Genomic DNA, 14158 nt, shown 5'->3' on the forward strand with positions numbered 1-14158 from the left:
GGGTCGCGGGCGAGGCCATGGGCACCGGAACCCTGGAACGCGATTGCAGGCAGGAGGGCCCGTGAGGCCCCGCCTTTATTCCGCATTGTCGTTGGCCTGAACCGGAGCGGCGGGACACCCCGCTCCGGTGGAGTGCCCCGCCATCGCTCCGGGGTTGCGATTGGTGCGCGCGGGCACATCAACCGCGCCCGGCGTCAGTCGCCGCCGCTATGCCGCCGCGGACATGCTGTCTGCCGCGACGCGCAGCCCGTCGTCGCCGGCGGCCACGCGGATTCGCCCGCCGTCGGCAACGGCCTCGGCCACCAGCAGGTCCGCAATCCGGTCATCCAGCTCGCGCTGGATCACGCGGCGCAGGGGCCGGGCGCCGTATTCGGGCTCGTAGCCGGCCTCTGCGATCCAGGCCACGGCGTCCTCGCCAACCTCCAGCGCGATGCCCTGGGCCGCCAGCCGGACTTCGGTCTTGCGCAACTGCAGCCGCACGATGGAGCGCAGCTGCTCCTGGTCCAGCTTGCGGAACAGCACGATCTCGTCGATCCGGTTCAAAAACTCCGGCCGCATGGTTTCGCGCAGCCGGCCCATCACCCGGGCGCGCAGTTCCTGCTCGCTTCCGAAGCCGTCCATCCCGTCGTTGGCGGTGAAGCCCAGCGCTCCGCCCTTGCTGGCCAGGAACTCCGAGCCGAGATTGGAGGTCATGATCACCACGGTGTTGCGGAAGTCCACGGTGCGGCCCTGCCCGTCGGTAAGGCGTCCGTCGTCGAGGACCTGCAGCAGGAGATTGAACACGTCCGGGTGGGCCTTCTCCACCTCGTCCAGCAGCACCACAGAGTACGGGCGCCGGCGGACGCGTTCGGTCAGCTGGCCGGCCTCGCCGTAGCCGACGTAGCCCGGAGGGGCGCCGACCAGCCGTGAGACGGTGTGGCGCTCGCCGTATTCGCTCATGTCGAAGCGCACCATGGCGTCCTCGTCACCGAACAGCGACTCCGCCAGGGCCTTGGCCAGCTCGGTTTTGCCCACACCGGTCGGGCCCAGGAACAGGAAGCTGCCGACGGGCCGGCCCTCGTCCCCCATGCCGGTGCGGTTGCGCCGCACGGACCTGGCGATAGCGGTCACCGCATCATCCTGGCCAATCACCCGGGCGTGCAGGTCCTCCTTTAACCGGGCCAGCCGCTGCCGGTCGCCCTGGGTCAGCCGGGCGGCCGGAATGCCGGTGGCGCGGGAGATGATTTCGGCGATCTCGGCCTCGCCCACCACATCGGAGGACGCGCCGGGGCGGGCCCCGCCGTCGTGGTCTTCCGTGGCACCCGGGGCCGACTGCCGGGCGGAGGCGGCTTCCAGCCGGGCCTTCAGCTCTTCGATCTCGTCGCGCAGCTTCGAGGCGTCCTCGTAACGTTCCTCGGCGACGGCGGCGTTCTTGGCCGACTCCAGCTCGGCCAGCCGGCCGCGCATGGCCTCCACGTCAACGCGCGGGCCGCGTCGCAGGCTCAGCCGCGCGCCGGCCTGGTCGATCAGGTCGATCGCCTTGTCCGGCAGGAACCGGTCGGTGAGGTAGCGGGAGGACATCTCGACGGCGGCACGGATGGCTGCCTCGGTGTAGGCCACCTGGTGGTGTTCTTCGTAGCGGTCCTTGAGACCGGACAGGATGCGGACGGCGTCCTCGATCGAGGGCTCGCCGACCATGACGGGCTGGAAGCGCCGCTCTAGGGCCGGGTCCTTCTCCACCTTGCGGTATTCGCCCAGGGTGGTGGCGCCGAGCAGGTGCAGTTCGCCGCGGGCCAGCCGGGGCTTGAGAATGTTGCCGGCGTCCATGCCGCCCTCGCCGCCGCCGGCGCCGATCACGGTATGCAGTTCGTCGATGAACACGATCAGTTCGCTGCTCGCGGCGCTGATCTCTTCCAGGGTCTTGGTCAGGCGTTCCTCAAAGTCGCCGCGGTAGCGGGTGCCGGCCAGCATGCCCGGCAGATCCAGCGACACCACACGCTTGCCGCGCAGCTGTTCGGGGACCTCGCCGGCCACGATGGCCTGCGCCAGCCCCTCGGCGATGGCTGTCTTGCCCACGCCGGCCTCGCCGATCAGCACCGGGTTGTTCTTGGTCCGGCGCGCGAGGATTTCGATGGTCTGGGCAATTTCGTCCGCGCGGCCGATCACCGGGTCCAGCCGGCTCTCCCGGGCCTGGGCCGTCAGGTCGGTGCCGAACTGGTCCAGCATGGGAGTTTCCGACCCGGTGCCGGTGCTCTGTTGCGGGCCGGTTGCAGGGGTGGGGCCGTCGGGCTGCGCCGCAGCTGTCTCCGCCGCGTGCTGCAGTGCCTGCGGGGTGACGCCCGCGCCGGCCAGGATCTGGCCGGCGGGGGTCTCCTGGTTCAGCACGAAGGCGGCGAAGAGGTGCTCGGGGTCGATGTAGGTGGAGCCGAACGCGCGGGCCACTTGGTGCGCGTCCAGCAGGGCACGCTGCGCCGACGGCGTGAGCGACGGCGTTTCCTGGGTCGGGCCGGTCTTTTCCGGCAGGCCCTGCTCCGCGGAACGCGCGATGGTCTGCGGGTCCGCGCCGGTCAGCTTGATCTGGCTGGCGGCCGGCTCCTGGCCGACCATGACGTGCAGGATGTGCAGCCCGTCCACCTCGATGTGGCCGAGGCCTGCGGCGAACCGGGCTGCCTGCGCCAGCACCTCATGGGTGCGGCGGCTGAGCAGCCGGGTGAGGTCGACCGTGCGGGATTGGGCCGCCCGCTGGCCCTGCAGGTAGCGGGCCAGGAACTCGTCGAATGAACCGTTGCCGGAAGCTGGTCCGAAGAACAGTGGCATGGATAATCCTCCTGTGGAACGTGAGTGCCTTCGACTCATGTTAACGCCTCTACGGCAGGATTATTCCAGAAGCTACCCGAACTTGAGTGCAGCTGGCTCATATGTAGGCCACGGCAGGCCGGTGCTACTGTTGGATTCGAAGCTTTGTTCGAAGACGGGGGTCGGGATGTTCGGTGTAGAGCAGCCGTCGGATGCGTCGGCGGGCCCGGAGATGGGCAGCGGAGCGCCCGAGGAGGCGCGCGGTTTCCCGTCGCCGGCCAGGGACTACTTCCACGGCGGCATCGATCTGAACCGGCACCTGATCCGCGACCGCACCAGCACCTTTGTGATGCGGGTGGCCGGAAACTCGATGGCCGCGGCCGGGATCAGTGATGGCGATGAGCTGATCGTGGATCGCTCTTTGACCCCGCGCGACGGTTCGGTAGTGGTGGCGGTGCTGGACGGGGAACTGGTGGTCCGGCGCCTGCATCTCACCGCGGACGGCGTGCGCTTGCAGGCGGACGACGGCGGCGTTCCCACCGAGGTGGGCGAACTCGCCGACCTGAGCATCTGGGGCGTCGCCACCCGTTGCCTGCACCATGTCTAGCGCCCCCGTGCCCGGGGCCGGCGGGGCGACATCCGGCCAGCCGTCGGGCTCCGGCGGAGCGACCTCCGGCCGGCCCGGCGATCGGATCGCGCTGGTGGACGTCAACAATTTCTACGTCTCCTGCGAGCGGGTCTTCGATCCGTCCCTCGAGGGACGGCCAGTCGTCGTGCTCTCCAACAATGACGGCTGCGTGGTGGCGCGCTCCGAGGAGGCCAAACAGCTGGGGCTGAAGACCGGGACGCCGTGGTTCCAGGTGGCGCCGCGGGCCAAGGCCTGGGGGCTGGTCGCGCGGTCCAGCAACTACGAGCTGTACGGGGACCTAAGCGCCCGGGTGATGGAAGTGCTCGGCCGGTTCGGGGCCTGGCAGGAGGTCTATTCGATCGACGAGTCGTTCCTGGGCCTGCCCGGCGACGAGGCCCAGTTGCTGGAGACTGCCGGCCGAATCCGTGCCGCAGTGATCCGGCAGGTGGGCGTGCCGGTCAGCGTCGGCGTGGCGCAGACCAAGACCCTGGCGAAGTTCGCCAACCACGTTGCCAAACGGAATCCCCAGATGGCCGGAGTGTGCTCGCTGGGCTCGATGCCCGCTTCCGACATCGCCTGGATCCAGTCACGCGTCCCGGTCACCGGGCTGTGGGGCGTGGGCGGACGGACGGGGAAACGGCTGAACGCCCTCGGGATCGATTCGATCGCAGACCTCAAGGCCGCCGACCCGCAGGCAATCCGAAAAAAGTTCTCCGTGGTGCTGCAGCGAACCGTGCTGGAGCTGAACGGGACGCCCTGCATCCCGCACGCGGAGGAGCGGGCCGACAAGCAGCAGATCATGTTCTCGCGCAGTTTCTCCACGCCGGTGACCACCCTCGAGGAGATGGACCAGGTGATGGCGGTCTATGCCCAACGCGGGGCGGCCCGGATGGCGGCCGAGGGACTGCGCGCCTCGGTGCTGACGGTGACTGCGGGGACCAGCAGGTTCGCCGGCGGCGAGGCATCGTTTCCCGCGGCCAGCGTCACCCTGGCGACGCCCACTCAGGATCCGATCCAGCTGACCAAGGCTGCCGTGGCCGCCATGCGCGGCTGCCTGACTCCGGGCGCCCACTATGTCCGGGCAGGGGTCCTGCTGTCGGGGCTGGAGCCCGCGGTCGGCCAGCAGACCTTCGACCCCTTCGTCAGCGATTTGGAACAGCGGCACATCGGCGACCTGCTGGGCGCGGTGCGTACCAAGTTCGGCGAAGCCTCGATCGGCCTCGGTCAGGGCGGGCTGGCGGCCCCCGCGGCGTGGTCAATGAAACGCGAATTTTCCTCGCCACGCTACACCACCGAGTGGAGCGACCTGCCGGTGGTCAAGGCGGATTAACCGGCTGTGCACCGGGTCGCGCCGCAGCGGCGCAACGGGCATGGCAGCGGCTGAACAGGGGCACGGCAGCGGCCGTATCTGGACGGCCGCTGCCGTGCCCGCGGTGGATCAGTCGCTCGGGCTCGTGTCGGTGGTGAGCCCGCGGTCGTCCGGCGTTTCCTGGTCCTTCTCTTCAGCCGGCCCGGGCGCGATGTTCATGCCCTCCTTGCCCTCGGGCTCGGGGGCGGAATCGGCCGTTTGCTGCTCCTGAGCATCCGGCGGATCTGCCGCGGTGCCCGACTGGTCCCGCGGACCTTTGACCTGGCCGGCGTCGTTCTCCGTCATGCCAGTCCTTCCCTACTGCCGTCGATGCAGGCGGAGCCCCGGCGAGGGGCCCGGCCCGCCAGAATCCCGGGCGGGTTACACTCCGGGCGGGCGCAGGTCGTCGTCCCTGTTGAGGGTGGCGGGTCCGTCCGGCATGGTGCCTCCCTCGCCCGTCCAGCTCTGCCCGAGTTCGTCGTTCTGCGCCGGATCCGACATCGTGGTGTCGCCCAGGGTGGTGCCAGTGGTGTCGCCGAGGGTGCTGGTGCCCGTGGTGCCGCCGGCGGTGGTGGTGGGGCCGGTGGTGCCGCCGTCGTCCTTACCCGAACCGTGGTTGCCGGGCAGCTTGGAGGTTGCCGCGGACCCTGCCTTCTTGGCCGCTTCGGTAACACGGTCGGCGACGCCTGGTGCCTTTTCCTTGACCAGGTCGGTGGCTTCGTGCACTTTTTCCTGGACCGCTGGGTTCTGCCAGAACTCCTGACTCTTGGCCTTCAAGGAATCGTAGGCGGACCTTCCGGATTTCGAACCCAGGACGAATCCGAGGGCGATGCCGGCGCCGAATGTGAGTTTCCCTTTCACAGCGTGCTCCTGTCTGTAGACGGTTGATGGGCGGTGCTAGGTGGAGGTGCGGGCGGTGCCAGTCAGCCGGGGAAAGGCGCGTTGGGCGCGTCCCCGCGGCCGTCCTGGTCCTTGTCGCCGTAGGCCTTCTTGACCAGGTCGTCGGCGAGTTTCTCGTCACCGTGGACCGGGATGTGGGCCTCGTTGACTTCCTTGTCGATGCCGCCTGCGTCGGCGGGAGTCAGAGTGTCGTCATTCGCGTCGTCCGGGTGTTCCGGGCGCCGCTCCTCGTTCGGATTCATCAGGTCCTCCTTCTCGAGCGGGTCGTCCTGTGGGATCAGACCGGGCAGCTGCGCTCTTCGCGCGGCTTCCCATGGGGCCACACTACGCGCCGGTCTCCGGCTTCGCACGGGTCCAGCGGCTGCGCGGGCGCATCGCGGGGGATTCCGTGACACCTCCGGCCCCGGCCATTCCCGCCAGGACTTCACGGATCGCCGACAACGAATCCACCTGCGGTATCCAGCCGAGTTCGTCCCTAACCCGGCTGGTGTCCATGACCGGAGCGTAGCGGGCCATGTCCACCCAGCCGGGGTCGCTGGCCAGCAGCCGGAGGGACCACGCGGCGCCGACCAACTGCCGCACCAGCGGCACGGGAACGGGAAGCCAGCGCCGGGCACCGAACAGGGAGGCGACGAGTCCGGGCGTTACCACCGGTTCGGCCGCCACGTTGAAGGCGCCCCTCGCGCCCTGGTCCAGCACCCGCCAGTAGGCGTCCGCCACGTCGTTGGCATGCAATGCCTGGAAGATGAACTCCTCGGGGAACGGGAACAGCGGCAACCGCAGCCGGTTGAGGAAGAACTTGGGGATCCACTGGCCCACAAAGTAGCGGCCGATCTGGCTGCCGGCCTCGGCTTGGAAAATCAGGCCGGGCCGCAGCCGCGCCACCTTGATTTCCGGGTGATCGTCGGCGAACTCGTCCAACAGCGCTTCCTGCTGGCCCTTGAACCGGCTGTAGTGCGAGCTGGCGATGCCTCTGGCCGGCCAATCCTCGCGGACGCGGGAGTGCTTCGGGCCGGGGCTGTAGGCGCCGACCGACGAGGCGCAGACTACTTGCCCGACGCCGGCGTTGGTGGCAGCGGCGAGCACGTTCGAGGTGCCGTCCACGTTCACCCGGCGCAACTGCCCTTCATCGTGGTTCGGCTGCAGCAGCCACGCGAGATGGACGACGGCGTCGCATCCCTTAAAGGCCTGCGTCAGCCTTTCCCGGGCATCGCGGGAGGCGATGTCCAGCGAAACCCACGTGACGCCGTCGTACGGTTCCGTCGTGGCATCGGGCAGCCGCCGCGCGATGCCGACGATCTCCACGTCGTCCGCGCGTTCGCCCCGCGCCTTCTGCAGCCGGCGCAGCACTGCTGTACCGACGTTCCCGCTGGCTCCGACCACGGCGACTCGCATGGACAGACGCTACCGCGGATGCCACGGCTTGGCGAGGGCCCGGCTGGGCGGCCGGCCGCCGGAATCCGGGCTGGATTCGGCCGCCGTCCGGGATTTCCGCAGGTCAGCCGCCGCTTAAACGTGGAGGTCGCGCGGTGACGGCTACCGCTCCACTTTGACACGTTCGTTGGGCACGCAGTGCGTCATGGTCAGCCCGGAAACGTCCCGCGGCCCGTTCTTGCCGAGGTTGGCCATCCACTGCTGCTCCGCTTCGGAAAGGTTCTGGCTGGCCAGGGGCCCAAGGTCCTTCACCTCGTCCAGCGAGATGCCGATGCCGCCGCCCACGCCCTGGCCGAGCTCGTCCGCAATCATGTAGAGGTGCCAGAGCATGCGCTCCTGGATCGGCCGGTCGCACTGCGCCAGCGCGTTGGTCAGGTTGGTGATCAGGTCCTCGCGCTCCCAGTCCTCTTGCAGGTAGAACCGCTGGCCGGCCTGCAGGTAGTCGTTGGTCCGCTCGATCCGTTCCCTGGTCAGCCGGCCGCCGATCTCGGGACCGACGGCGTGGTGGTAACCGGAATCCTTCGCCGCCTCCTGCAGCCCGCCGGTGATAGTCGGCTCGTAGTTCACGTGCGGGTTCTGGCCCGGCGCGGTGTCCACAAAGTGCGTCAACTGGCCGTCCCGCTGGTTGGTGGCCACCGGCACCTTCGGGCTGTTGACCGGAAGCTGCAGGTAGTTCGGGCCCACCCGGTGACGCTGGGTGTCGCTGTAGGAGAACGTCCGGCCCACCAGCATCTTGTCGTCGGAGAAGTCGAGGCCGTCCACCAGCACGCCGGTGCCGAACGCGATCTGCTCGTTCTCGGCGAAAAAGTTCTTGGCGGTGCGGTTCAGCACCATCCGCCCGACCGCTTGGGGAGGGAACTGCTCCTCCGGCCAGACCTTGGTATCGTCCAGCGGGTCGAAGTCGAGCTCGGGATGCTCGTCGTCGGACATCATCTGCACCACCAGCTCCCACTCGGGGTAGTTGCCGGCTTCGATGGCGTCGTAGAGGTCCTTGGTGTGTGACCCGAGGGTCTGCGCCTGCACGTTCGCGGCGTCCTCGGCGGTCAGCGACTTCACGCCCTGCTTGGGCATCCAGTGGTACTTCACCAGCACCGTCTCGCCGGCGGCGTTGACCCACTTGTAGGTGTTCACGCCGAAGCCCTGCATATGCCGGTAGTCGGCGGGGATGCCGCGCGGGCTGAAGACCAGCATGACCATGTGCATGGATTCGGGGGACTGGCTGAAGAAGTCCATCGCCCGGTTCGGCACCGACGCCTCGAACGTTACCGGGTCCGGCTTCTGCGAGTGGATGAAGTCGGGGAACTTGATCGCGTCGCGGATGAAGAACACGCCCAGGTTGTTGCCGACCATGTCCCAGTTGCCGTCCTCGGTATAGAGCTTCACGGCGAATCCGCGCGGGTCGCGGGCCACCTCGGAGGAATCACGGCCGCCGGCCACGGTGGAGAAGCGGATGGCGAGGTCGGTGCGCTTGCCCGCTTCCTGGAACAGCTTGGCGCGGGTGAACCTGCCGATCGGCTCGTCCCCCCACTTGCCGTAGGCCTCGAAGTAGCCGAAGGCCGTGGTGCCGCGCGCATGCACCACGCGTTCGGGCACGCGCTCGCGGTCGAAGTGGCTCATCTTCTCCAGGAACTGGTAGTTCTCCAGGGTCGCCGGGCCGCGGGCGCCGATGGTTCGCGTGTTCTGGTTGTCGTAGACCTTGTGGCCCTGGCGGTTGGTCAGGGGCTGGTCCGGGGACTGGGCCGCATCGGTCATCACTGATCACTCCTGGGAAAAAGGGGGAGGCCGCTTGCCGTGATTCCAGCTTCCTCCTCGGCCGCGGCGAGGGCAAGAGTCCGACGAAGACGCGGCCGGGCTTCGCGGAGGAGTGCCCGTGGCGGTGCGGCGGGAGCCTCGCGGGAGTGGACGTGGCGGTGCGGCCGGAGCCTCGCGGGAGTGGACGGGGGCGGTGCTTTTCGCTCCCACGTCTTGGCGGCGGCTCCCGACGTTTCGCCTAGTCAGCGCGCTTTAGGGGTAGCCAAAGATGGGCAGTTAGTCCGAGACATGGGAGCGAACACACCGGCGGACCCGGCCCCGCCCCGCCCGGAGCTACCGGTGGGCGAAGCTAAGCCCCAGGCGTTTCTCGCTCAAGTACACGCTCAGGCCAATGCCAAGGGCCGCGAACGTGCAGGTCATCCACCAGGTGGACTGCCAGCCGCCGGTAACCGTGGCCAGCCAGGCGATCATGGCCGGGCCGGTGAAGTTGCCGACGTTGAAGATCTGCTGCATCAACCCCATGGCGGCCGGCGGGGACCCGTCCGCCGGCGCCAAGTCCACGGCCATGCGGGTGAGCGTGGACGGGATCACCGAGCCCACCATGGAAAACAGTGCCACACAGGCGAACTGGATGGCCATGCCGCCCGGAGCAACGGCCCAGTCGATGCCGAAGGTGAGCACCGTCGTCGTGCCCATCAGGATGAAGGTGGGGATCATCAGCAGCCGCGGGGGGACGCCGCGCTGCAGCAGCGGAGCGGCGCCGATGGCCCCCAGCGCGTTCAGGCCGCCCACCACCGCGGACAGGATGCCCGGCCAGATCCCGGTGACCCCGTTCTGCTCGTAGATGGTGGGCAGGAAACCGACCACGGCCATCCACTGGACGGTGTAGCAGGCGAATACCACGCCGGCGATCCACGGCTTGGGGGACCGGACGGTGCGGCCGATGCGACGGGTGGCCGCGGGCAGGCCGGAACCGTCGCGCCGCGGGTCCTGTGGCACGAACTTCAGCACCAGCGGGATCGGAATGAGCGTCAGGGCGGCCATGATCCACCACCACGTGTGCCAGCTGGTGGCCTGTAGGATAAGCGCGCTGGCCACCAGGCCGGCGAAGGTCGCGAAGCCCTGGTACGCGCTCCAGAAGCCGACCGCCAGATTGACGCGGACCCCGGGCGTGTTCGCCCGGATCAGCCCTGGCGCCACCACCGTGGTCAGCAGGAAGCCCGCTCCTTCGAGTGCGCGGCAGGCCATCAGTACGGCGGCCGAGTCGGCGAAGCCCCCGATGACGGATCCGATGATGAGCAGCCAGAGGCCGGCGAGCAGGCAGCGGCGTGCGCCGATCATTTCCGCCAGCAGGGAAACCGCCAGGCCGCCGACCATCCCGGCCACCTGCACCACCCCCAGCAGCACCCCGGCCTGCACCAGGGACATGCCGAGCTCGTCCCGGATCACGGGAATGGCCGACGGCAGCTTCCAGATGTGCATCGCGGCCGTGACGCCGGCCAGGACGACGACGATCCATGCCGCGTCTGCCCGCGGCCGGATGGCGCTGGTGGTGGCCACGCTGCTCCTTTCCGACGGGTTCGATTAGTTGCCCGTACAGACTATCCGCGGCCGGAGAAGGGTGACGCGCGGCACGTAAGACGGGCGCCGGCGTCGTAATAGTTGACTACGATATGGGCTGAGCCGGGCTGGCTCGGCGCACCATGCCGAGGCGCGGCGGCACCGCACCGCCGTGGATAGACTGGCCAAGGCGGCAAACCCGCCGGGGAACTACGGGAGGGCAACATGTTCGAACCTGGGGCGCCGATCGACGAGGTCGAGCGCGACGTCGAAGCGATCATCATGGAATTGGTGCACGAGCTGGGCGAGCGGGCCGACGCCGATCCGGAGCCGCTGGGCGCCGAGGAGCGCGCCTACATCGCGGCGTTTTCCGACGCCAGGGCCAACAACGACCGCAACCAGACGGCGTTGCTGTCGACGGCGATACGGCAGCCGAACCTGGCCGAGTCGCTGGTCTACCTTAACCAGCGGCTGGACCGGCAGGATCTCGACCCGCGCGAGCCCGTGGGCATCATCGGGATCATCGTCCGGCTGGCGATGGACGGGCTGTGGGTCTCCGACATGCTGGACAGCACGCGGTTCAAGCCGGAGGACCGGCGCCGGATCACCGACGTGCTCACAGGCATGACGTACCTGACCGACGCGCGGCTCAAGGAACTGCTGGCCGAGCTGGCGCCGAAGGGACGGGCGTCGCAGAAGGACTGACCAGCGCCGACCGCGCCGGGCCCGCCCACAGCTTCAACGGCTGGGGGCGGGCCCGCTGTCGTGAGGGGCCCGGGCCGTCCGAGGCGAGCTAGGGTCGTTTGCGTCGTGGCCGCGCTGCCGGATTTCCTGCAGGATGATCCTGACGTCCTCGGGGAACGACGCGATGTAAGCGTCGATCGTCGCAAACTGCTCCGCCATCCTGACCCACCTGCCGCCTTCCGGCCTTGCCCTATCAGACGTCCTATCCGGCCACGTGCTAGCCGGTGTGTCCCGCAAACGGCGTCAGCACGATCTTGCCGGACGCGTGGCCCTCCTGGCTGTAGCGCATCGCGTCCGCGGCCTGATCCATCGAAAACGTGCGGTCGATGTCCACGGTGAGCTTGCCGGCGTCGGCCAGCGCGCTCAGCCGCGCGAGTTCGGCAGCTTCCGGGCGCACCCAGATGTAGTGGCCGCCGTGCTTGGCTGCGGCCGGATCGGCGATCGACGCGTGCCGGCCGCCATTGCGCAGCACGGCCAAGGTTTCCTCCAGGACCCCTCCCGCGAAGTCCGCCACGGCGTCCGCGCCCTGCGGAGCGAGCCCGCGCACGCGGTGCACCAGCCCGTCGCCGTATTCCACCGGTTCCGCGCCGAACTCCCGCAGCCGTTGGTGGTGTTGCCTGGAGGCGGTGGCGATGACCCGGAGGCCGCGCTCGATGGCGAGCTGGATGGCGATTCGACCGACTCCGCCGGACCCGTTGTGGATCAGGAGTGTCTCGCCGGTTGACGGGGCCAAGGCGTCCAGGGTCCGCTGTGCTGTCATGCCGGTGAGCGGCAGCCCGGCGGCCTGCTCCCAGCCCAGCGATTCCGGCTTGCGCGCCACCATGGATACCGGCAGCGCCACGAACTCCGCGTAGGTTCCGCCGCTCACGGTGTCCCGGCGGCCGTAGGCATAGACTTCGTCGCCGGGAGCGTATTCGGGGGTATCCGGTCCCACCTCCTCGACGACTCCGGCCACGTCCCAGCCGGGAATCACCGGGAAGTGCACGTCCAGCATCGCGTCCAGTCCGCCGGACATCACTTTCCAGTCCACCGGGTTCACGCTGGCTGCCTTGACCCGGATGAGCACCGAACCCGGTGCCACCTTCGGCCGCCGGACCTCCGACTGCTCCAAAACCTCCGGCCCGCCGTAACGGGAGTAGGTCATGGCCTGCATGGTCTTAACCAACGGATGCCGCCTTCCTGTTTTCGCTCCACCCTAGTGGCGGGCCGCGGCCTTGCCTATGCAGAGGGCCGCGTAACGAACCTCACAGGCCCGCAGGAAATTCCGGCAGGGAGGGGCGGTGTTCAACCCTGTAGACCCATCCCGCAACTAAGGAGTCACATGAGCGTCGAAACCGTTGACGTCAGCCTGGAGAACGAACTGGCCGTGGACCGCGAGGCCGCGAACCAGCTGTTTTTGGAAGCCCGCACCGCGAACACCTTCTCCGCCGAGCCGGTCTCGGACGAGCAGCTCGCCGCCATCTATGAGCTGGCCAAGATGGGCCCGACCATGATGAACAACCAGCCGCTGCGCATCACCTGGGTCCGGTCAGCCGAGGCCCGCGAGAAGCTGGGCGCCCGCATGGCGGAGGGCAACCGTGCTAAGACGCTGACGGCTCCGATGGTCGCCGTGCTCAGCTACGACGCCGACTGGCACGAGCACTTCGAGACGTTCTTCCCGCACGCTCCCGAGCGCAAGGCAATGTTCGACGACAACGCCGAAATGCGCGCCGAGGTCGCCAAGAACAACGCGTGGCTGCAGGCCGGTTACTTCATCATGGCCGTCCGCGCCGTGGGCCTGCACGCCGGCCCGATGGGCGCGTTCGACGCCGCCGGCATCGATGAGGACTTCAACGCCGGAACCTCCCACCGCACGTTCATGGTGGTCAACATCGGCACCCCGGGCGAGAACCCCTGGTTCCCGCGGCTGCCCCGCCTGGACGCGGAAATCGCCGTGCAGACGGTCTGATTCCGTCAACCGCTGACGACGGCGGTGCCCACCCACCGGGGGCTTGCGAGCTTCCAGGGGAGGGCGCCGCCGTCGGCGTTTAAGGGTGGCGGGGGAGGGCCGCAGCGGAAGGACAGTCAGGACAGAACAGTGCCGGCCGGTCAGGACGGCGCGCCGGCCCGCCGGACAGGGCGTCACGGCGTCGCCGGCCGGTCAGGACAGCGCGGCGCCGCCCTGCCAGAGTGCGTCGAACGGGGCGTGGGAGGAAACCCGCGCCTTGATGCCCTCGGTGACGAAGTGCTTGGCGGTCTTGGCCGCCTGCAGCGGGGTGGCGCCCTTGGCCAGTTCGGCGGTCACCGCGGCGGCCAGCGAGCAGCCGGCGCCGGAGACGGCCACTTCGCCGACCTTCGGCGCGGAGAGCACTTCGAGGGTTTCGCCGTCGTAAAAGACGTCCACCGCGTCCGGGCCGGCCAGGCGCACCCCGCCCTTGGCCAGCACCGCGGCGCCGGAGGCCTCGTGGATGATCTTGGCGGCCCGTTTCAGGTCCTCGACGTCGTTGATCGTGATCCCGGAGAGGGATTCGGCCTCGAAGTGGTTCGGGGTGACGAAGGTGGCCAGCGGCAACACCTGGGCCTTGAGCGCCTGGTCCGTGTCCAGCGCGTGGCCGGGTTCCTGCCCCTTGCAGATCAGTACCGGGTCCAGCACGATGTTGTCCCATTCTTGGTTCTGCAGCGCCGCCGCGACCGTGTCGATGGTCGCGGGCGAGCCGAGCATGCCCAGCTTGACCGTCTTCAGCGAACCTTCGTAGCAGGTTTGGATCGCCTCCAGCTGATCGGCGATGACGCCGGCGTCCACCGGGACAAAGCGGTGGTTCCAGTTGTCCTGGGGATTGAAGGACACGATGCAGGTCAGGGCGGTGATGCCGTAGGTGCCCAAAGCCTGGAAGGTCTTCAGGTCGGCCTGGGCTCCCGCGCCTCCGGTGGCTTCGGAGCCGGCGATGGTCAGCGTAATGGCGGGCCGGTTGGTTTCGGTGATGGAAACAGACATGCGGTTATTTTCCACTGACAGACCCTCAGGCTCCTAATGACGA

The 14158-nt window shown here is 68.7% G+C and carries 13 protein-coding genes; 4 read left to right on the forward strand and 9 right to left on the reverse strand.

Going from position 1 to position 14158, the window contains the following annotated elements:
• Positions 1-207 precede the first annotated feature (207 nt).
• Complete coding sequence (locus AC5RWG_RS12330; protein ID WP_494167051.1) at positions 208-2796, reverse strand: ATP-dependent Clp protease ATP-binding subunit; 2589 nt, start codon at positions 2794-2796, stop codon at positions 208-210.
• A 211-nt stretch (positions 2797-3007) separates the two neighbouring features.
• Here AC5RWG_RS12330 and AC5RWG_RS12335 point away from each other — a divergent pair, with 211 nt between their 5' ends.
• Positions 3008-3382 (forward strand): LexA family protein, encoded by a 375-nt coding sequence (locus tag AC5RWG_RS12335; RefSeq protein WP_494013756.1) that lies wholly within the window; start codon positions 3008-3010, stop codon positions 3380-3382.
• Positions 3375-4733: a Y-family DNA polymerase gene (locus AC5RWG_RS12340; protein WP_494167052.1), complete on the forward strand. Its 1359-nt coding sequence runs from the start codon at positions 3375-3377 to the stop codon at positions 4731-4733. Before AC5RWG_RS12335 ends, AC5RWG_RS12340 begins: the two co-directional genes overlap by 8 nt.
• Positions 4734-4841: 108 nt before the next feature.
• On the opposite strand, the gene AC5RWG_RS12345 is transcribed toward AC5RWG_RS12340, so the two are convergent.
• The 6 genes from AC5RWG_RS12345 to AC5RWG_RS12370 form a co-directional block, all read right to left on the reverse strand.
• Positions 4842-5057 (reverse strand): hypothetical protein, encoded by a 216-nt coding sequence (locus AC5RWG_RS12345; RefSeq protein ID WP_494013109.1) that lies wholly within the window; start codon positions 5055-5057, stop codon positions 4842-4844.
• A 75-nt stretch (positions 5058-5132) separates the two neighbouring features.
• Positions 5133-5612 carry a hypothetical protein gene (locus tag AC5RWG_RS12350; protein WP_494013108.1) on the reverse strand — a complete coding sequence of 160 codons (480 nt, stop codon included), beginning with the start codon at positions 5610-5612 and terminating at the stop codon, positions 5133-5135.
• Between the two features lie 62 nt (positions 5613-5674).
• The gene (locus AC5RWG_RS12355; protein WP_494002222.1) at positions 5675-5893 is read right to left on the reverse strand and encodes a hypothetical protein; all 219 of its coding nucleotides are present in this window, start codon (positions 5891-5893) and stop codon (positions 5675-5677) included.
• An 82-nt stretch (positions 5894-5975) separates the two neighbouring features.
• Positions 5976-7046 carry an NAD-dependent epimerase/dehydratase family protein gene (locus AC5RWG_RS12360; protein ID WP_494167053.1) on the reverse strand — a complete coding sequence of 357 codons (1071 nt, stop codon included), beginning with the start codon at positions 7044-7046 and terminating at the stop codon, positions 5976-5978.
• Positions 7047-7187: 141 nt separating this feature from the next.
• Positions 7188-8837 carry a catalase gene (locus AC5RWG_RS12365; protein WP_494167122.1) on the reverse strand — a complete coding sequence of 550 codons (1650 nt, stop codon included), beginning with the start codon at positions 8835-8837 and terminating at the stop codon, positions 7188-7190.
• 333 nt (positions 8838-9170) lie between these two features.
• The gene (locus AC5RWG_RS12370) at positions 9171-10397 is read right to left on the reverse strand and encodes an MFS transporter (protein WP_494167054.1); all 1227 of its coding nucleotides are present in this window, start codon (positions 10395-10397) and stop codon (positions 9171-9173) included.
• 225 nt (positions 10398-10622) lie between these two features.
• Between AC5RWG_RS12370 and AC5RWG_RS12375 the strand changes: the two genes are divergently transcribed.
• Positions 10623-11102 (forward strand): TetR family transcriptional regulator, encoded by a 480-nt coding sequence (locus AC5RWG_RS12375; protein ID WP_494002225.1) that lies wholly within the window; start codon positions 10623-10625, stop codon positions 11100-11102.
• A gap of 256 nt (positions 11103-11358) precedes the next feature.
• On the opposite strand, the gene AC5RWG_RS12380 is transcribed toward AC5RWG_RS12375, so the two are convergent.
• Positions 11359-12294, reverse strand: a complete 936-nt coding sequence (locus AC5RWG_RS12380) for an NADP-dependent oxidoreductase (RefSeq protein ID WP_494167123.1) — start codon at positions 12292-12294, stop codon at positions 11359-11361.
• 168 nt (positions 12295-12462) lie between these two features.
• On the opposite strand from AC5RWG_RS12380, the gene AC5RWG_RS12385 reads away from it, so the two are divergent.
• On the forward strand, positions 12463-13089 hold the full coding sequence (locus tag AC5RWG_RS12385; protein ID WP_494002227.1) for a malonic semialdehyde reductase: 627 nt from the start codon (positions 12463-12465) through the stop codon (positions 13087-13089).
• Positions 13090-13281: 192 nt separating this feature from the next.
• Here the strand turns inward: AC5RWG_RS12385 and thiD are convergent, their stop codons facing one another.
• Positions 13282-14115, reverse strand: coding sequence for a bifunctional hydroxymethylpyrimidine kinase/phosphomethylpyrimidine kinase (gene thiD / locus AC5RWG_RS12390; RefSeq protein WP_494002228.1), 834 nt, complete (start codon positions 14113-14115; stop codon positions 13282-13284).
• Positions 14116-14158 lie beyond the last annotated feature (43 nt).

The organism is Arthrobacter sp. Y3221160, from assembly GCF_059092585.1.